Here is a 19,413-nt window from a genome sequence, read left to right as displayed (position 1 = left end):
GAACGCCCCTTTTCACACCGCCGGCACCGTAGTCTCGCCGAGTGATTGTGTGGGACTACGTCACTTCCCCGGAGAAGCGCAATGCGCATCGCGTGCTTACATACCGCAGAAAGCAATGTCGACGTGTTCAACACAGCGGCGCAGCAAATGAATTTGCCCAATGCCTCGCTCCATCACGAAGTACGAGCGGACCTCCTGATGGCCGCAGAACAAGCCAATGGGCTTACTCATGACATAGAACGTCAAACGTGCGCCGCGCTGTCGGACCTTGCACACAGCGCGGATGCGGTGCTTCTAACGTGCTCCACCTTGGGGCCTTGTATCTCCTCCGCCGCTTCGGCCACGGCCACTGTCCCCGTAATAAGAGTGGACAGTGCCTTGGCCGAAGAGGCGACGCGAATCGGCGGCAAAGTGATCGTGCTGTGTGCCGTCGAGACGACGTTAGGGCCGACCACGCGAGTATTTGCGGACGCGGCGAAGCGGTCCGGAGCGGATGTCGAGGTTCGGCTGGTACAAGGTGCCTGGCGCTTGTTCAGGGGCGGAGAACAGGCCGCTTATCTCGCTGCAATTGCGGCCGCGGCGGACGAGGCCTACCACGACGGCGCATCGGTCGTGGCCTTGGCACAAGCCTCAATGGCCGGCGCCGCTCAGTTGGTCACGCACGCGTCGAAGCCACTGACCAGTCCGGCAACCGCTCTCGTCGCGGCGATGAATGCGATTGTGACGATGAGGCACTTGCTCTGCGAAGTGCCTTCGAACAACGGGTGACCCGATCGTCACGATCGTTCGTCGTCGAACAGATGCTCCGCCAGGAAATCCACGAACACACGGAGCCGCGGCACCATGTGCCGGCTCGTCGGCCATAGGATCGAGAACGTGCCTTCGCGCGTACGACATTGCTCGAGCACGCGCTGCAAGCCGCCGTCGCGCAGTGGCTCGCGCGCCGCGAAGTCGGGCAAATAGGCGATGCCGAGCCCTTGCAGCGCGCCCATCAGCAAGGCCTCCAGGTTGTTGAAGACGAGTTCCTGCGACGAACTCATGCCCTGCACCGCCGGCACGTCGTCGAGCAGCCACTCTTGCAGCTTGCCCGTCGAACGCACCTTGAAACGCAGCCGTTGATGGGTGGCGAGATCGGCAGGCTCGCGCGGCACGCCGTAGCGCGCCAGGTACTCGGGCGACGCGCAGAGCATGAGCCGATACGGCCCGAGCCCCCTGGACATCAAGCGTGAATCGGCGAGATCGGCGCCGCGGATGACGGCGTCGAAGCCTTCATCGATCACGTCGACGAGGCGATCGCTGAAGTCGAGATCGAGTTCGATGTCGGGGTACATCTGCCGAAAGCGCGGCACGACCGGCATGATCAAGCGATAGCCGACGGCCGGCAGGCTCACGCGCAATCGTCCTCGCGGCGTTTGTGTCGCCTTCGACAATTCGCTTTGCGCGAGTTCGAGTTCTTCGAGCGCATGACGGCAGCGGTCGAAGAACGCGGCGCCCTCTTCGGTCAGGCTGATGCTTCTCGTGCTGCGATGGAACAGCCGCACGCCGAGCTGGGCCTCGAGCCGCGCCACGCTTTTGCCCACCGCCGACGCCGATATGCCGAGCACACGTGCCGCCGCGACGAAACTGCGCGTTTCGGCGGCACGAACGAATGCGACGAGTCCCCCAAGCGTATCCACACAGCCTCTGATTCGAATTCGAGCGGAATTGTCCGCATAGACCGGAATGAGGACGCATTTAAACACGATTGGCGCGCCTTTATCATCCGCCTGCGTTGCGCAATCGCCCTTTCGAACGGATCCGATCGAGTCATTTTCATTGAGGAAACCATTGATGACTTCATTCGCGGCCTCTCCCCGCCGCACGACGGCAAAGCTGCCGATCCTCGGTGCCGTCTGTCTGGCCGCCCTCGCGATGCCGTTCAGCTTCACTGCGCCGGCACTCGCCTTGCAGGCCATCGAGCACACGCTCGGCGGCACTCCGCTGGCACTTGTCTGGGTCACTAATGCGTTCATGCTCGGCTTCGGCAGTTGCCTGATGGCGTTTGGCGCGCTCGCGGACCGCTGCGGACGCAAACGCGTCTTTCTGGCCGGCACGCTGGCGTTCGCGCTGGCCTCGCTGTGCGCCACGCGCGCGTCGAGCGTGGTCTGGCTCGACTGGCTGCGTGCCGCTCAAGGTATCGCCGGAGCCGCGGCGCTGTCGGCCGGGGCTGCCGCGCTCGCGCAAGAGTTCGACGGTCATGAGCGCACGCGGGCGTTCAGTCTGCTCGGCACGACGTTCGGCGTCGGGCTCGCTTGTGGCCCGCTAGTGGCCGGATGGCTCATCGAGCACTTCGGCTGGCGCTCGGTATTCGTCGGCACGGCCGTGCTGACGACGCTGGCCGTGTCGGCCGGCACGCGCTATATGCGTGAGACGCGTGACCCGGCTGCGCTCGGCTTCGACTGGCTCGGCGCCGCCACCTTCACGGCTGCCCTTGCGCTGTTCACGTGCGCGGTGCTCGATGCGCCATCGAATGGCTGGGACAGCGCGCGCGTCATCACACTGCTGGCCGCATCGTCTGTTTTCGCGGCAGCGTTCGTGATCGTCGAGGGCCGCGTGCGGCAGCCGATGCTCGACCTTTCGCTGTTTCGTTACGCGCGTTTCGTCGGCGTGCAGTTTCTTGCCGCGGCGCCGGCTTATTCCTATGTCGTGCTGCTTGTGCTGCTGCCAGTGCGTTTCGTCGGCATCGAAGGACACGATACCGTGACCGCTGGACGGATGATGTTCGCGCTGTCAGCGCCGATGCTGGTCGTGCCGCTCGTGGCAGGTTGGCTGGCGCGTCGGATGTCGGCTGGCGTCGTCGCCGGGGCGGGTTTGTTGATCTGCGCGATTGGGCAGTTGTGGCTCGCGCAATGCGCGCCCGGACAGTCGTCGTCGGCGCTATACGCGGCCATGGCGACGATCGGCTGCGGGATCGGCTTGCCGTGGGGACTGATGGACGGACTGGCCGTCAGCGTGGTGCCGAAGGAACGCGCGGGCATGGCGGCCGGCATCTTCAACACGACGCGCGTGGCCGGTGAAGGTGTCGCGCTGGCGGTCGTCGCAGCGTTACTGGCAGGGCTCGTTGCCGCGCAGCTGCATGGCTTCGCTCAGGGTGCGGTGCTGCGCGAAGCGGCGGGACGGCTCGCGATGGGAGATCTGGCCGGCGCGCTGTCGAATCTGCCTCAAGCAAACCGCGCGAGTCTCGTGGCGGGTTACGGAGAGGCATTCCGCGTGCTGCTGCGTGCGCTCGCCTGTGTCACGGTGTTGTCGGCTGCGACCGTGTTCGGCTTTCTTGGCCGAACGCCCGACCATGCGCCAATCGAGGCGGACGCTGAGCCTGCCCCGCAGGCGTCGCGCATCGAGGCCCGCATGCAGTGACGCTCACAGGCGACGCCTCGACCGCAACGCTTCGTTAAACGGCGGCTAAACGGACAGTCAAACAGCGATCACACAATTGCGCCCATGACTCTTGGCGCGAAAAAGCCGCTCGTCAGCCGCCCGCAGAATCGCATCGCTAGTCGTCCCATCCTGGCCATACTGAGCGATGCCGATACTGACCGTGACCGAAAACCGATCAGCCCCACCCTCGAAGCGCATAGCCTGAATCGCAGTCCGAATACGCTCCCCATTCATCAACGCGACATCGAGCGCAGACTGCGGCAGCAGCAACGCAAACTCCTCGCCGCCCACGCGCGCGATACCCATGCCGTCGTGCGGCCGAATCGCCTCGAGGCTTGTCTCGACGATGCCCTTGAGCACCCGATCACCGGCTTGATGCCCAAACCGTTCATTGATCCGCTTGAAGTTATCGATGTCGAGCGCCAGCAGCGAGAACGGCGCCCCACCGCGCTTCGCGCGCCCGACCTCGACTTCGACGCGATCCATGAACGTGCGCCGATTCATGGCCCCCGTCATCGGATCGATCGAGGCCATGTGTTCGAGTTTCTGGTTGCTGCGCTGGAGCTCCAGCAGTGCGCTTTCGGTCCGCGCCATCTCCTCGCGCAGCCGTGCCATCAACTCTTCCTGGCTGTAGATCGTCGAGAACGAGCGTGTCGTGCGGAACGCCTGCACGATGCCGTAGCTGAGCAGGAAGAAGCCACCGGCGAAGATCGCGTGCGCCAGCCACCACATGTGATTCCAAGGCTTGCCGAAAATGAACGCCAGCGAAGACAGCGCGAACGCCGTCACCGAGATGCCGAAAATCTGCATCAGCGGGGACCGGATGCGCCGTGCAAGCATGCAAGCGACGTTCACCAACGAGATGAGCATCGCCCCGCCTTCGAGCGTGAGCCGCACGAACAATGCACCGGCGAACGGTGAATTGGCCAGCACGGCGACCAGCATGTCGATCACGGCGAACGCCACGAGCCACATGATCCAGAAAAACGGATCGACGCGTCGTGCTGGCAGATCGGACGGCGCCCCATATGAGAGCAGCCCGACGAACAGCAGGATCGACATGACGAACCGCGACGCCGGCCCGTACAACAGGAACAGCCACATATGGTGATGGGCAAGCGGCGTGAACGCGCCATGCAGCGCATAGATGACGACAAAGCCCGTAAAGCCCAGCGTGAGCCAGCGCAGGATCGGCTCGCCCGAGAGCCGATAGCACTGCCATGTCACGTAGCTGACAAAAAGCCCTTCGAGCGTGGCCGACGCGATCGCGATCTCGTGAAACGCGTGGCTCTCGTAGAGCAGGTGCGGATCCTGAAGAAAGTACAGATAAGCGATGAGGCCGGCCGGTAGTAGCGCGAACGCCACCAGGAGCAAGTTTGCGTACCACCCTGTTACGCGACGGACGATGCTCGGCGGCTCCGCAAGCTCAGTCATATTCGTTACGTTCATGTCCGCATCTCACGTTGGGATCGATCGGCATCGACAGTGCGATGGCTGCGCGGGCGACACGGCGCGCGCGTGCATGCACGTGCCATTCTACGGAAGAATGGCGCCCCTTCGATAGTGTGGGAAGTGCGCGCGATGCGCGCAGTTCATTCGTCGATCTGCGCTTCGTTCATCAATCGTTCGGCGAGTTGGCGAACGGCCTGGTCGAAGCGCTCGGCCTCGAGCCGTTCGCGGAGCCGGCCTTCGAGCGCGGGAAGACCGGGCAGCGTGGCGGCTGGCCTGGCGGTGGCGGCAGCGCGTTCGCGCAGCAACTGCGCATAGCGCAGCCGGATGTCGGCCTCGGTAACGGCTGCGGGATGCACGACCTCGCGCAAATAGGAACCGATTTCATGCGCCGAGCAGGGCTTCAGATCGGGATTCGGCACAGCGCTGTCGGTGCCCGGCACGCTGACACGTAGCGCTTTCGTAGCAGCCTGGCGTAGCAGTTCCCGCGCGATGAGCTTTTGCTTGAGTTCGTGCCGCAGCGCGAGGCTGTCGCGGCGCCCCGAGGCGCTGACGGCCTTCTCGAGCGCTGCCGTCGTGATGGCCACGCCGTTGACGCTCGCGACGACATTCGCGCCGGCGTCAGGCGCAATCGTCCCCCCAACGTCGTGCGCAGGCGCAACCCCGATTGACGCCGTGGCGATCAATGCGCACAAGATCCCCGTCACTATCCCGGTGACGTATTTCATCGATGCGATCCGTTTCCCGTTTTTTTTTGCGCCACACGTGGGTGGCGAGCGTGGTGTTCGCCAGCGAATCTAACAGCCGAAAATCCGCCGCGAACCTGCCAAATCTGATAGCGGCGCGCGCGAGGCCGCGCGCGAACGCACCGCGTGTCAGCCCCGATACCGCTCGCTGACCCAATTGAGCTACACTCGCGCCGGATTTTTGCGACAGATGCGTGAAAATCAGTCGTTTCCGACGGCAGACGGACTCACCTGAGCACCGCGTGCCGCCGGTGGCCGCAGGCGCCAAACGCCTGGGGGCCACATCAGTGTGCTGGCTTGCGATCCAAGCCGGCACGAGGCGAAGACGGAGTTACCCGCTCCTGCTTCTTACCCAACGGAGAAGACGTTTTGTCCCACTCTATCGATCTGCAAGCCTCCGGCGGCCTGTTCGGCACCGGCGAAGGTCCCGCCCACGAGCGCATCGTGCTCGCCACCGACCCGCAGTCGGGTCTGCAAACGATCATCGCTGTCCACAGCACGGCACTCGGCCCCGCGTTCGGCGGCTGCCGCTACTGGTCCTATGCGAAAGACACCGACGCACTCGTCGACGCGCTGCGCCTCTCGCAAGGCATGTCCTACAAGAACGCGCTGGCCGACCTGCCGTTCGGCGGCGGCAAGGCCGTCGTGCTGCGCCAGCCCGGCGAAATCGACCGCACGCGTCTGTTTCAGGCGTTCGGGCGCGTCGTCGAATCGCTCGGAGGCCAATATCTCACCGCTGAAGACGTCGGCACGACCGTCGGCGACATGCGGGCAGCATTGACGCAGACGCGCTACGTCAGCGGCATGCCGCGCGACGGGCGCTTCGGCGGTAATCCCTCGCCGAAGACGGCTTACGGCGTGTTCGTCGGCATCGAAGCCGCCGTGCAACACACAATGGATCGCGGCAGCCTCAAGGGCGTCAGCGTCGCCATCCAAGGCCTCGGCTCGGTCGGCTGGGATCTGTGCGAGCGGCTCGCGCAAGCAGGCGCTCAACTGATCGTGTCCGACATCGACGCGGCCAAGGTCGCTTCGGCCTGTGAACGCTTCGGCGCGAAGTCGGTCGACGTGGCCGAGATCGTCAACGTGCAAGCCGACGTGTTCGCTCCTTGCGCGCTCGGTGCCGTCATCACGGCCGAGGTTGCTGCCAACTGCCACTTCAAGGTCATCGCAGGCGGCGCCAACAATCAGCTCGCCACGCTCGCCGAAGGCGACACGCTGCACCACCGCGGCGTCTTCTACGCGCCCGACTTCCTCATCAACGCGGGCGGCATCATCAGCTGCGCGCGCGAGTACCTCGGCGACGGCGAGGAAGCTGCCGTCATGGCTGAAGTCGCCAAGATCCGCGGGCGGCTCTTCACCCTGGCCGAACGCGTCGCGGCAACGGGCATCGCCCCGGCTCGCGCTGCGGTCGACTGGGCACGCGAGAAGATCGAGCAAGCAGATCAGGCGCGCCGCGCTTAATGCTTGATGGCCGAGGCCGTGCGTCGCAAGACGTAATCGGCTTCGGCGACCGGGCCGGCGCTGCTGCGCCGCTGAACTGACAGCCCACGCGCCTGCCCGGCCGCGCGATCCACGCTTACTCGCGCGCGGGCGCGACGACCGCGATGCTTGGCGTCGCCCCCTCTTCCCCTCCACGCAGCTTCACTTCCCAATCGCGCTCGCCCATAAACGGCACGCGCGCCAGCGCGCTTTCGACGAGATAAGGCATCGCGCGATCCAGCTCGGCGTCGCCATCGCGCTTCGCCGCGCGAACCTTGTAGACTTCGCGACCGCTGGCCCGATCGAAGAAACGCAACGTCAGCGAGTGAACGTACGCACGCGAGCCGAACCAGGCGGCAGGTGCATCGACGTCTTCGTCCTTATCCCCTGCATCGCATGTCGCGCCGCTCGCTGCGCAATCGATGTGCGTCACGTGCACGGCCGCCGCATGCGTGTCGTAGGCGAGCGAGACGCGGTAATGCGCAGTCTGCGCGGGCGCCGTCGCAAAGCCCCGGCGCGCAAGCGCCTGCGTCACGAACACGGCATAGTGTGCCGTACGGCCGTCGGCATCCGGTAGCGGTGCCGGTGCCAGCGCATAGGTGTGCTCGCCAGGAGCAAGGTCTGCGCCCGGCGTGGCGCGCACGCCCGTCGTGACGCCCGCGCAAGCACTCAGCATCGCCACACCAAGCGTGGCCCACAGCCACGTCGATCTCATCAATGTCCCCATCATTTTCCGTTGATCCGTTTCATGTCGGCGTCGCACCATGGCAGTCACCGTCGCGCCGTTCACTCGAGCGGCCCTTCGAACGCCGGCAACGACACCGTCAGCGTCGTGCCGCTGCCCGGCGCGCTGTCGACGCTCACCTGGCCGCCGTGTCGCGTCACCACGGTCTTCACGAATGCCATACCCAGCCCGACGCCCTTGGTCGGTGGCTGCCCCGGTGCGCGAAAGCGCCGGAAGCGCTCGAACAGATGCGTTTTCGCTTCCTCGGGAATGCCATAGCCCTCGTCGCGAATCGTGCATTGCACGAGCTGCGGCGCCGTTGCGCCCGCCGTGATCGTCACCTGCGTATCGGACGGGCTGTATTTGACCGCATTGCTGAGGATGTTCGTCAACACACGCGTCATCAACGAGCGATCGACGCAGATCCAATGCTCGTCGCCGTCGAAACGCGTATCGATGCGGATGTGCTTGGCGCGCGCCTGCGGCCACACTTCATCGCTCGCGTCGATCAGCAGCTCAGTGAAATTCACGGGCTCGAGCACGTAAGCCTGCGACTCGGCGCGCGCAAGCTGCACGAAATCGTCGGCCAGCTCGAGCGTGCGCTGCGCATAGCGCTCGACGCGCTCGAGCAGCCCGCGCGTGCGTTCGGAGTCGGTGCGGCCGCGCTCCAGATCGACGAGCGCGAGGATCGATGCCTGCGGCGAGCGCATGTCGTGCGACAGCAGCCGCAACGCATCCTCGCGATGGCGCTCCGCCGCATGCAGCGCCGTGACGTCGACGAGGCCTGCGATCCAGCCGGTCTCATCGCCTAGTGCATTGCGGCAGCGCGCGTAACGCAGCAGATAGTCGCGCTCGTCGAGATCGCGGACTTCGACGCCCTTCTTGAGGATGTTCACGCGCTCGCCGAGCGTCGGGTCGAGAATGGCGGGCCATTGCGAGCGCATGTGGGTATCGAGCTCGGAGTCGGCGTCGATCGTCTTCATGAACGCGAGGTCGCCCAGCGCTTCGACGAGCGTGCGGCCTTCCGGCGCCGCGCGACCCAAGCGCGCGAAATGCGCATGCCCCGCGTGGTTCGCGATCAGGATCGCGCCGAACTGATCGGTGACCAGAATCGGCTCAGGCACGCTGTTCAGGCTGTCCCATACGAAGCGCTTCATGTCCTGCACACGCTCGGCCGCCTGCGCCATCAACGCAATATGGCGCTCGAGCACGTCGCCGCCGAACTCGCGCTCGGGGGCCGGCACCGGTGTCTCAGGCAGCAAGGACGGCTCGTCACGCAAGCGCCGCAGCTCGCGCCGCAGCCGCGACATCGTCATTTCGAGGCGGCGCCAGCTCCACAACGGATAGATCACGATCAATGCGACCAGCGCAGGCACCGGCGACAACCACATGCCGGCGTCGTCGAGCAGCACGGCACTGCCTGCCGTGACGGCCGCGCCGAGCACACCGGTCAGCAGCAGCGAGCGCCACGGCGAGAGCACGAAAAAGCCCGCCAGCAGGCACATGAGCGGCGCCAGCGACAGCGCGAACACCCAATGCGGATCGATCTGCCGGATCGCCTGCCCTGACAGCAGTGCGTCGAGCACGTTCGCATGCATCTGCACATCGGAGAACGGCCCGGTCTCGCCCGACACGGGCGTCGCAAGATGGTCGTACAGGCCCGAGGCCGTCACGCCGACCAACACGATCTTGCCGCGCAGCAGATCGGGCGAGATCTCGCCGTTGAGCATCTTGATGAACGAGATGCGCGGATACGCATTCGACTGCCGGCTGAACGGAATCAGAATGCGCTCGTCGTCCGCGCCGGTCAGTGCGGGATCGGCGCCTCGATATCGCGCGTAGCGACCATCGGCGAGCGGCAGCGAGCCATCGCGGATCGCGCGAAACACGGGCACGACGAGATCGGGCCACGTCCCTTGCTCATCGCCCTCGGCAAGCGCGACGCTGCGCACGATCCCGTCGGGATCCGCCTCGAGATTGATGTGACCGACGCCTGCCGCCGCACCGGCGAGCGGCGCGACGGGCATCATGGCCACCCGGTAGCGGCCCGGCTCGCGCGGCGACAGCAACAGCGGCAGATACGTCGGCACTGCGCGTATCGCATCGGCCAGTACGTCGTCATCGTCTGCCGGCTCGGTAAACAGCACGTCGTAGACGATGGCGGCGGGCTGGGCGCGCGCGACGGTCTCGAGCATGCTCGCCTGCATCTTGCGCCGCCACGGCCAGCGCCCGAGCGCGCTGACCGTGGCGTCGTCGATCTCGACGATCGCGATGTCGGGTACGAGCGGCCGCGAACGCAGCACGAGCAGTCGGTCGTAGACGTGCCGATCGACGGCGAGCGTCGCATGGCCGATCGAGCCGAAGAAAACGACGACCACACCGAGGCAGCCGATGGCGAGCCATTCGACGATGAAGCGACGCTCGACGGGCCGGCCGAAACGAAAACGGGCTCGGATTCGCGCGAGCAGCGGCGTATGCGAGTCGTCGCGGTCCATGTCAGTAGGCTCAGTGCGCGAGCGTGAACGAGCGCACGGGGCTCGTCGTCTCGTAGAACCGGCCGTTTTCGAACTGCTCGGCGACCACGGTCCAGTAGTACGTGCCGGCCTTCAGATTGGCGACGACGATACGGCTTGACGACAAGTCGACCGTATCGACGACGGGCTCGCGCAAATCGGCATGACGCGAGAGCACGAAGCGATAGTGCGTCGTCGTCACGCCCGCGCGGTTCGCCAGCCAGCGGAATTCGTAGTCGCGCGTGCCCGCGACCTGGCTCGCGGTAGCCATCAGGCTGCTTTGCCGGCGTTCGAATGCATAGACGTGCGGCAAACCTTCGAGGCCGTCGGCATCGATCGCCGACATGCGCACGAAGTACGTGCCGTCGGGTATCCCGTCGAACGTGGCATGCGGGGCATCGACACGCACTTCGCGAATCAGATCGAGCAGATCTGCATCGCGCGCAATCTGGACGCGGTAGCGCCTCGCCCCGGGCAACGGTGTGAGATCGAACGCCACTTGTGCAGCGCCTTGCACTTTGGCGGGCTCGACGAGCTCGGGCGGTGTGAGCAGCGGCACCGGGGCACCGACGCCGCCCGATGCGCGCGTGACGCTGCCATAGCGCGCGGGCACCAGTTGTGAGGCGGCTTCGTCAGGGTCCGCTGCGCCGCCTCCGGCGCGCTGGTGCCCTGCCGCACCGTGAGTCGCATCCACGGCAACCGTGCCGTCGAGCACTTCGACTTGCGTCGCCGACGCATCGTAGTTGACCCGGAAATGCGTCCCGCGCACACCGGCGACGATCGACGGCGCATGAATCTCGAAGCGATCGCCGGGATGCTTGGCATGCGTGACTTCGCTGTCGACTTCGCCGCGCTGCAGGTTGAAGATGCGCTCGGTGCGTTCGGTCAGAACGGTGCGCTGGAGGCGGCCGAATTGGAGCGTGCTGTTCGGCGGCAGGCTCACGTGCGTGCCATCGACGAGCTCGAATGTCGCGAATCCGTCGGCGCCCGTACTGACGCGATCGCCTTCGGTGAACGAAGCGCCGTCGACGACGGGTACCGGCGGCGTGTTACCGAACAGGCGCGCAACCTGCCCGCTCATCGCGACGATGCGTGCGGTCAGCGCTTCGCGGCGCAGCAGTGCGACAGGCAACCGCAGCGATGTACCGGGCCGCAGTTGGCGCGGCGCGCTGACGCGATTCAAACGCGCCAGCACCCGCCAATGTCGCATGTCGCCGAGATAGCGCTGGGCCACGTCATACAGTGTGTCGCCGGGCTGCGTAACGTAAGGCACCGTCTCCGGATGGAGCCCCGGACTGCGCGCTTGCGCGAGCGGCGCCGCGCCGATGCCGATCAGGCACGCGAGCGCCGTCGCGGCAGCGGCCGCCATACGACGCGGGCGAACCCCATTGCATGTCGCGTCATGCAACGCCCCTGGTGTTGCCGGACAATGACTCACGGCCATATCTGCACTCTGAGAAAAACGACCCGGATGTTACTCGGGTCATCTGTAGTTATCAATGCGCTAAATGTTCGAAACGGCGCTCGGTTGTTCGTTATGCCCAATGGCTCACATAGTGGGTATCGAGCGATTGGCCGCGAACGCCGGGAATCGCCGCACAAAGCGGATCTCACGCATAGTGGCACGTCGGGCCATTGCCCGCTCGATCATGCGCAATGCCAATTCGACTTTCACTTTTGCGCTGCCTCGCGGGCTAGCAGCGCACGCACGAGCGACGGCGGCACATAATGCGGCCCGTCGAAGAGATACGTCGGATAGCCGCGATATTGCGCGAGCTGCGGCGCCAGTTCATCCGCCTCGGCGGAACGATATCCCCCGCCAGGCAAGCCGCGAAACGCTTCGGCGATGATGCGCACGCGGCGCTTGCCGAGCCGGGCCGCCAACTCGTCGGCATAGGCGCGCGCTACGGGCGCGCTGCGTGCGTAGTCACCACAGCCGTCCTGAAAGAAGACGCCGACATCGCGCGGTAGCCAGCTGTCGAGCCACGCTGCGAGCGCGGCGCCGCCGATGTTCGAGTTGTCGTAGACGCTGATCCAGAGCGGCCGCGGCAACTTCTCCAGCAATGGCGCCAGCGAGGCGGCGTCCTTCCAGGTCGGATCGACTTCGACAGGGAAATACCAGCCGTCGATGTGCACCGGTGGGCGTGCCGCGATGAGCCGCTTCGATTGCTCGACGAGTTGGGCGGCCTGCGCGCGTGCCTCGGTTTCGTCGAAGCGACCGGCCAGGCCCACGATGACGTTGCGCGCCCACGGCTCGCGTGCGATGCGCACCCAGTCGGGCACGCCTGCCGAGGTCGGCAAGCCGGCGCCGCGCACCATCGATTCGCCGTCGACAGCCGTCCATTGCACGAGCAGATCGCGCACGCCGAGCTTGTCCCACTCCCCGCGCGTATTCATGTGGTCTTCGTCGGGCTGCCAGACGATCCCTTGCGCCAGCGATGCCGGCATGCCCGCTTGCGAGCTCGCACAGCCGGTGGCCGCGCACACGCATGCGGCCACCCCGAGCATACGCCCGAGCGCTCGAGGCAAACGGCACGGCGTCGCGCGACGCCATGCGTCAGCGGCCCGGCTTGCTGCCGCGCGAATCGAAATGGGCATGGCGATAATCCTCTGCAAGCCGTGCTCGATCGACTTTGAAGTTGATCGATACCGGCAGTCGTCGGCAAGCGATCAGCTCCGACGGAATCATGTACGACGGCAGTCGGCCGGCAAGCTGCTGCTTCCAGTCGGACGGCACCGGCAGTTGCCCCGGCCGTGCATCGTCAGCCCCCGTTTCGACGAAGGCGACGATGCGGGCGACCGAGCCGTCTGGCCGGCGCAGCGCGACAGCCGCCGCGCGCGGTCCGCCGGGCAGCACGGCCAGTGCCGAATCGATCTCCGCGAGCTCGATCCGATAGCCGCCGACCTTGATCTGGTCGTCGATGCGTCCGTGGCAAAACAACAGGCCATCGGGGTCGATGCTGCCGACGTCGCCCGTCCGAAAGCCGCGCAAGCCGTCGCGGTTGAAAAGCCGTGTCGCGTTGAGATCGCTGCGGTTCAGATACCCGCGCATCACGTGTGCGCCTGCCACGCACAGCTCGCCCTCGTCGACGAACACCTCGGCGCCGCGCTTGGCACGCCCGATCGGCAAGCGTTCGGGGTGCGCCGCCAACACTGCGTCATCGACGACGATCCAAGTCGTCGCGACCGTCGCTTCGGTCGGACCGTACGTGTTGACGATGCGCGCGGCCGGAAAGCGCTCGCGAAGGCGCCGTGCGAGCGCGACAGGCAGTGCCTCGCCGCAGAACAGAAAGGTCTTCATCGATGGCAGCGACGTCTGTGCGAAACGCGGGTCGAGCAAGTGCTGCTGCGCGAACGACGGCGTCGACACCCACGTGTCGACACCCTGCGTCGCGAGCCGTTCGACGAAGTCCGGCCCCGGCACACTGGCCGCGCGCGAACTGAGTACGGCGGTCCCACCGAGCGCGAGCGAGCCGAACACTTCGTACATCGCCAGATCGAAACTGAACGGTGCCTGATTGAGGAACACGGGCGCCGCGCCGAGCGCGAAGTCGGCCTCCATCCATTCGACGAGCGCCTGCACGCTCTCGCGGCCGATCTGCACGCCCTTGGGTTCGCCGGTCGTGCCCGACGTGAACAGGACGTAGGCGAGCCCCGTTTCGCGCAATGCACGCGCCGGCGTAGCTTGCGTGCCCGTGTCGGGGATATCGGCCTGCGGCACCGGCTCGAAGCTGCCCGTGCGCGCATCGAAGTACACACGCGCCTCCAAGGTCCGCGCGATCGCCTGCATGCGCGCATCGGGGTAGATCGTGTCGAGCGGCACGAACGGGGCGCCGAGCATCAACGCGCCGGCCATCGCCACGAAGAAGCTGGCTTCCTTATGGCCCCGCACGATGACGGGAAGATCGGCCGCGAAGCCAGCCGCTTGCGCGAGGTCGCACCAAGCGGCCGCCTCGGCTTCCAACTCGCGCCAACTCAACGCGCGGTCGGCGCCGACCACGGCGGGCGCGTCAGGGCGGATCGTTTGCTCGACGAAGCGGCTCGTCATCAGATCGAAGCGCATGCGAGCCGCCTATCGATTGGCCGCGATATACGCGGTCAGCGCATCGACGCTGTGCAAGTGCTCGGCGATCTCGGTCGGCGGCACGGATACACCGAACAGCATCTCCGCGCGCAGCACGATTTCGACGGCCAGCACGGAATCGACGAGGCCATCCTCGATGAGCAGCGTATCGCCGTCGACGGCACGCATGACGACCGATTCGACGAGCTCCTTCACGTCATCGAACAACTGGGTGGGGGAAGTCACTTGGCAAGCTCCTAGTCAAAACTGAAAATAGAGAAACCGCACTTCGCCGTGCAGCTCGGCCGCACACAGCAGCAGCAAGCCGAGCGTCGCCACGCTCCAGCGCCATGACGGCCGCCAGGCCAGCACGGCGGGGGCGTCCAGCGCGGCACGTTCGAGCGCGGGCGAGAAGCGGCCCATCAGCTGGTGCGAGTTCGGGGCGAACCAGGCGACAGCGAGCAGCGCGGCGATGCTGAGCGCCGGCATCGAGCGGCCCACCGCAAGGCGCAGCCACTCGAGCATGTCGATGTGCGCATCGGCGCGCGATGGCCACGGCAGGGCCTCGATGCCGCGCATGCCGGCCATGCCTTGCAGCATCGCGAGCGCATCGGCCACGCCATGCGCGCGGAAGAACACGAAGGCGACGAGGGCTGCGAGGAACGTCAGCAGCACGCTCGACACGTGACGCAGACGCGCACCGGCTCGCGCGATCGGTGTGGCCGGCGCCTGCTTCGCACCGGGCTTGGATGGCCCGTCGCCGCGCCAGGCGCGCCACGCATGGTTGATGCTCAGATACGCTGCATGCAACAAGCCGTAGATCAGGTACTGCAAGCCGGCGCCATGCCAAATGCCGGCGAGCCCCATCGTGTAGAACGTAGGCAGCATCACGGTCATGGCGAAGCCGCCCGCCGAGTGCTGCGCCAGACGGCCCGTCGACTTGCCTCGTGCGGCCCGCCGACGGTTGATCCGCATCGCGAGCGGGTAGTACAGATAGGCGCTCAGATAACGGGTGAGCGTCATGTGCCAGCGCTGCCAGAAGTCGATGATGCTGGCTGCCTTGAACGGCGAATTGAAGTTCAGCGGGAAGCGCACGCCAAACATCTTCGCGAGGCCGACGGCCATGTCCGAGTAGCCCGAGAAATCGAAATAGAGCTGCAGCGCATAGGCCAGACACGTCCCCCATGCCGCGAGGGTCTGCAAGCCGTCCGGCGCCGCGAAGCCCGCATCGGCATACGGCGCGATCGCGTCGGCGAACAGGCATTTCTTCGCGAGACCGATCGCGAACACCGTCATGCCGATCGACAGATTCTCGGCGCGCAAGCGATACGTCTGCGGCTGCGCGAACTGGCTCATCATCTCCTTGTGATGCAGGATCGGTCCCGCGATCAGATGCGGGAAGAACGTGACGAACTGCACGAAGCCGAGCAAGTCGCGCTGCTTGACGATGCCGGCGTGGCAGTCGAGCAGATAGCCGATCTGCGTGAATGTGAAGAACGAGACGCCGAGCGGCAAAGCGACCGTCTCCATGCTGTGCACGAGCCATGTCGGCGGCGTCGAGCCCGCAAGCGGCAGCAACGCGGCAGCCATCGTCGCGAGGTACTTGTAGCGCACGAGTACGCCGATATCGATGGCGATCGCGACGGTGAGCCACGCGCGGCGGCCCCGGGAGCGCGGCGCGCAGGCCATGATCGCGCGGCTCATCGCGTAGTTGAACGCAATCGACAGTGCGAGCAGCACGACGAACGACGGATTCCACGCGCCATAGAAAACGACCGACGCGACGCACAGCCAGGTGGCCGCCAGGCGCGGCGAACGCGCACCGAGCGCGTAGTAGCCCACCAGCGCAACGGGCAGAAACAACGTCAGGAAAATAAACGAGTTAAACAGCATGGCTGTGTCCGCCCCCTTGGTCACCCCTACCCTTGCCCTCGGTCTGTGCCGCGGGCGGCGTTTGCGCGGGAGCCTGAGCTTCGGATAGCGCGTCCTCCGACATCTCCCAGATCACGACGCGTACGCTCGCGGGCCAACTCGCGCGGCGTGCCCACACGGCCGCCAGCGCACGGTCGAAACGGCCGTCGTCGACGCTCACGTTCCATACGTCGCGGCCCAGCGTTTGCCCAAGCCGCTCGGCGAACGCGCTGCGGCGCGAGAACGAACTGCCCGCCAGCAGCACCTCGGCTGGCGGCGCATCGTCGAGCAAGCCGCCTGTGTGTTGCGCGCGCAGCGTTTCGGAAACGTCGACATCGGGTGCCGGCCGCCAGCCGTCGGGCACTTCGTCCAGGCCGGCGAGCTTCAACAGATCGCCGACGCGCGGCGCCGGCGCACTGGCACGCTCGGTCGCGAAGCTCAGCGCGCCACGCCCACCCATGAGCGGCAACACGGTGGCGCCGACCGCCTGCGCCGCCGCTTGCGCGCCGCGTGCGTTCCAGTGCACGTCGGTGCGATAGAACGCCGGCCGTGCGGCACGCAACGTCTGAACGAGATCGACGTGCACGACGCCCGCTTGCGCGAGCGCGCGCTGCCATTGGATGAGACGCTGCGTCATGCCAGCGTCTTGGTGCAACCCGCACAGGGCATCGGTTTCGATGCGCGCCTTGTCGGGGACGGTGACGACGACGAGCGCGATGCCGTCGCGGCGCAGCGCCGTGGCGTAGCGCTCGAGCGTGGCGATACGCGCCGTCATCGCCGCGTCGACGGCACTCGTGGATTGCGCAGGATGCAGCCCGTCCTCGTAGAACAACCAACCCGGGCAGCCTTCCCGAACCTGCGCGCCCAAGTCGCCGAACACGCGGTAGCGCAGCGCAGCCTTTGCACGCCGCACGAGCGGCGCATAAGGCACATCGATGGCGCGATCGATACGCTGACCGAGGCTCCCCTGGTTCGTATCATTCGCACCGCTCACCCTGTTCGCACTGGGCGAGGCGAGCCCGGCACGCACCCCGAGGCCGTTCCCGTTCGAGCGCCCGATAAGCGACGTAACTGCCAGCACGAACCCGGCCGCCAGCAGCGCTGTTGCAATAGCCGCCATGCATCGATGCGCGCGGTCGAGCGCCGGCCCTTCGCCGTCGCCGGGCGGACGCACCGCTCGTGCCGCTGGCTCGCTGGCCGCGGCAACCGATTCGACACGCGTGTTCATCAGCCGAGCGCCTTCGTCACGCGCGCGAGCCAAGCGTCGTCGGCCATCACGGAAGCGACATCCCATTGGCCGACCGCGCCGGGGCCCGACATCATCTGCCCTTCGTTGAACTGCCAGACGATCGCCTGCGGCGGCGTGGCCTTGAACGCGGGCGACTCGAGGTAATCGAGCAGTGTCTTCCACGGGCCGACGTCGCCGAACGTCCACTTGAGCCCGACGGGGCGCTCGAGCGCGTTCGAGAGCTTCTGCGGAAAACCCAGATACGGCTGCACCATGCTATTGCCGACGACCTGCACGACGGGCGTCGCCGCCGTCAGCGCATCGCCGTCGGAGTCGGTCTGCCGGACGATGAAGCGGTCCTTGCCGATCACGCGCTTGCGCTCGGGTGGCAGCAGTTCGGCCAGATCGCCGTAATTGCGCTCTTCGGTCCAATCGCCGAGCTTCGTTGCACCGCCCTTCTCGCCATGCAACGCACCGCTCGCGATGAGCCGTTCCGCCGTGGCGTCGGCCTGGGCTTCGGCCGTGTGTGCCGACCAGTGGTAGTCGGCGCGGATGTAGGTGGCGTCTTCCTGCGTATCGACGCGGGCAAGCGCCGCTTCGCCGTCGACGAGGTCGAGCCCGATCGCCTTGGCACGGGCAACGAGCGCGCTATAGCGACCCGCCACGGCCGTGGAGAGCGTGGTGCCTTCGGCCAGCTTGTCGGCGCACGCGCGGGCTTTCAGCGGCGCGATGACGACTGCGCAATGAATCGAGCGGGCCGCCATCTTGTTGGCCACGCGCCCGATCAGATCGACGACGTTCAGACAGGCCGCGGTGCTGTCCTCCGTGAGGCTTTCCCAACCGGGAAACAGCCACCGATCGCGGCCCTCGATAAGGGCCGTGGCGCCAGCGGTCTTCGGTACGGCACCGGCTGCTGCCGCACGCGCGGTGCGCGGCAACGAGATCGCGCCCGCCAGCGGGATGGCGGCCAGTGCCATAAGGAATCGCCGCCGCTTGGTGTCAGGCGAAGCTGCATCGATACAGGTCTGCGTAAGAAACGAGTTGGTCATTGTTGTCGTTTTTGTTTGAGTCATCGACTAGCGCGCCTCCCCGAGGAATTCGGCGCGCCGTGTTCCGGCCTTGGGGGCCGGCGGGTCCAGTCAGTTTGTACGGGCCGGCCAGGCCAGCGTGTCGGGCGCCCCCGTCAGCACCGGCTTGGCCACCGTGCCCGATACGAACAGGCTGTAGCTGTCGCCGGCCGCCAGCGCAGGCAGCGTGAATGTCGCCGACGTGTCCTTGCCGCAAACGGCGGCGAGCTTCGCGGCGACGGGATTGATCGTGCGAGTCGCTTCATGCGCACTGGCGACGTTCGAGAACACGGCCGCACCGCTCCCGTCGACCACGACCTTTGCGTCGCAGCCCGCCACGAAATTGGCCACGCGCAGCGTTGCGCGCATGCCGTCGGCTTGTGCGTACGGCGCCAGTACACGCGTTGCGTGCCATTCCCCGTCGGCCTCACGTGTCAGCGCAACCGTGATCGCCATGCCGGCCGTGCCCGCGCCCGCTACCGTGGCATTGGCTGCGCCATCGCCACCGGGCACGAACGCCAGATCCTTCCCGTCGACGGCCACACGCAGCGGCGTGCCCGCCTTCACGACGCTCATGTGCGTCGCGGCACCCGGCGCGAGCGGGCCTGCCGGCACGCTGCCCGGCAACGCCACGCGCGCCTGGGCCGTCGACAGGTTGACCACGCGCAGGTAGGTGGCATCGGCAGGCGGCTGCGGGCCATACAGGCTCGCCACGTCCTGCGCGGCGGCGAGCGCGCTCGCCGGTACCGCCGCCATCGAGCTTGCCGCCAGCGCAGCGGCCGCCATCACACTCCAAGTCGATTTGATCTGCTTCAT

Annotated in this window: 16 protein-coding genes; 3 read left to right on the top strand and 13 right to left on the bottom strand. The window is 66.4% G+C overall.

From position 1 onward, the window contains the following. The first annotated feature begins 81 nt into the window (after window positions 1–81). Window positions 82–768 carry an aspartate/glutamate racemase family protein gene (locus D7S89_RS23245; protein WP_121281227.1) on the top strand — a complete coding sequence of 229 codons (687 nt, stop codon included), beginning with the start codon at window positions 82–84 and terminating at the stop codon, window positions 766–768. Between the two features lie 8 nt (window positions 769–776). Here the strand turns inward: D7S89_RS23245 and D7S89_RS23240 are convergent, their stop codons facing one another. Beyond that, a complete protein-coding gene (locus tag D7S89_RS23240) occupies window positions 777–1,676 on the bottom strand; it encodes a LysR family transcriptional regulator (protein WP_121281226.1) in 900 nt (299 codons plus the stop codon). A 154-nt stretch (window positions 1,677–1,830) separates the two neighbouring features. Between D7S89_RS23240 and D7S89_RS23235 the strand changes: the two genes are divergently transcribed. Then, window positions 1,831–3,396 (top strand): MFS transporter, encoded by a 1,566-nt coding sequence (locus D7S89_RS23235; protein WP_121281225.1) that lies wholly within the window; start codon window positions 1,831–1,833, stop codon window positions 3,394–3,396. A gap of 57 nt (window positions 3,397–3,453) precedes the next feature. Here D7S89_RS23235 and D7S89_RS23230 read toward each other — a convergent pair whose 3' ends face one another. Both D7S89_RS23230 and D7S89_RS23225 read right to left on the bottom strand, forming a co-directional pair. Next, window positions 3,454–4,851, bottom strand: coding sequence for a GGDEF domain-containing protein (locus tag D7S89_RS23230; RefSeq protein WP_425470893.1), 1,398 nt, complete (start codon window positions 4,849–4,851; stop codon window positions 3,454–3,456). A 158-nt stretch (window positions 4,852–5,009) separates the two neighbouring features. Further along, window positions 5,010–5,594: a SurA N-terminal domain-containing protein gene (locus tag D7S89_RS23225; protein ID WP_147426748.1), complete on the bottom strand. Its 585-nt coding sequence runs from the start codon at window positions 5,592–5,594 to the stop codon at window positions 5,010–5,012. Window positions 5,595–5,981: 387 nt separating this feature from the next. Here D7S89_RS23225 and D7S89_RS23220 point away from each other — a divergent pair, with 387 nt between their 5' ends. Then, window positions 5,982–7,073, top strand: coding sequence for a Leu/Phe/Val dehydrogenase (locus D7S89_RS23220; RefSeq protein WP_245983183.1), 1,092 nt, complete (start codon window positions 5,982–5,984; stop codon window positions 7,071–7,073). A gap of 115 nt (window positions 7,074–7,188) precedes the next feature. On the opposite strand, the gene D7S89_RS23215 is transcribed toward D7S89_RS23220, so the two are convergent. The 10 genes from D7S89_RS23215 to D7S89_RS23170 form a co-directional block, all read right to left on the bottom strand. Next, window positions 7,189–7,806, bottom strand: a complete 618-nt coding sequence (locus D7S89_RS23215) for a DUF4136 domain-containing protein (RefSeq protein ID WP_183085328.1) — start codon at window positions 7,804–7,806, stop codon at window positions 7,189–7,191. A 71-nt stretch (window positions 7,807–7,877) separates the two neighbouring features. Beyond that, window positions 7,878–10,310, bottom strand: coding sequence for a CHASE2 domain-containing protein (locus D7S89_RS23210; RefSeq protein ID WP_121281221.1), 2,433 nt, complete (start codon window positions 10,308–10,310; stop codon window positions 7,878–7,880). A 10-nt stretch (window positions 10,311–10,320) separates the two neighbouring features. Then, complete coding sequence (locus tag D7S89_RS23205; protein WP_121281220.1) at window positions 10,321–11,697, bottom strand: FecR family protein; 1,377 nt, start codon at window positions 11,695–11,697, stop codon at window positions 10,321–10,323. Between the two features lie 302 nt (window positions 11,698–11,999). Next, complete coding sequence (locus D7S89_RS23200; RefSeq protein ID WP_425470892.1) at window positions 12,000–12,926, bottom strand: alpha-amylase family protein; 927 nt, start codon at window positions 12,924–12,926, stop codon at window positions 12,000–12,002. Further along, the gene (locus tag D7S89_RS23195) at window positions 12,886–14,391 is read right to left on the bottom strand and encodes a D-alanine--poly(phosphoribitol) ligase (protein ID WP_121281219.1); all 1,506 of its coding nucleotides are present in this window, start codon (window positions 14,389–14,391) and stop codon (window positions 12,886–12,888) included. Before D7S89_RS23195 ends, D7S89_RS23200 begins: the two co-directional genes overlap by 41 nt. Before the next feature lie 9 nt (window positions 14,392–14,400). Further along, on the bottom strand, window positions 14,401–14,637 hold the full coding sequence (locus D7S89_RS23190) for an acyl carrier protein (RefSeq protein WP_121281218.1): 237 nt from the start codon (window positions 14,635–14,637) through the stop codon (window positions 14,401–14,403). 15 nt (window positions 14,638–14,652) lie between these two features. Next, window positions 14,653–16,284: an MBOAT family O-acyltransferase gene (locus D7S89_RS23185; protein ID WP_121281292.1), complete on the bottom strand. Its 1,632-nt coding sequence runs from the start codon at window positions 16,282–16,284 to the stop codon at window positions 14,653–14,655. Beyond that, the gene (locus tag D7S89_RS23180; RefSeq protein ID WP_121281291.1) at window positions 16,274–17,530 is read right to left on the bottom strand and encodes an alginate O-acetyltransferase AlgX-related protein; all 1,257 of its coding nucleotides are present in this window, start codon (window positions 17,528–17,530) and stop codon (window positions 16,274–16,276) included. The genes D7S89_RS23185 and D7S89_RS23180 overlap by 11 nt, the downstream gene beginning before the upstream one ends. Continuing rightward, window positions 17,530–18,507 carry an alginate O-acetyltransferase AlgX-related protein gene (locus D7S89_RS23175; protein WP_183085327.1) on the bottom strand — a complete coding sequence of 326 codons (978 nt, stop codon included), beginning with the start codon at window positions 18,505–18,507 and terminating at the stop codon, window positions 17,530–17,532. The genes D7S89_RS23180 and D7S89_RS23175 overlap by 1 nt, the downstream gene beginning before the upstream one ends. A gap of 162 nt (window positions 18,508–18,669) precedes the next feature. Then, entirely contained in the window at window positions 18,670–19,413 is a 744-nt protein-coding gene (locus D7S89_RS23170; protein WP_121281216.1) for a hypothetical protein, read from the bottom strand.

Origin of the sequence: Trinickia fusca, from assembly GCF_003628145.1 — a bacterium.
Lineage (GTDB): Bacteria > Pseudomonadota > Gammaproteobacteria > Burkholderiales > Burkholderiaceae > Trinickia > Trinickia fusca.
Note: the sequence above shows the minus strand (reverse complement) of the source record. Positions and strands in the feature narration are given on the sequence as shown.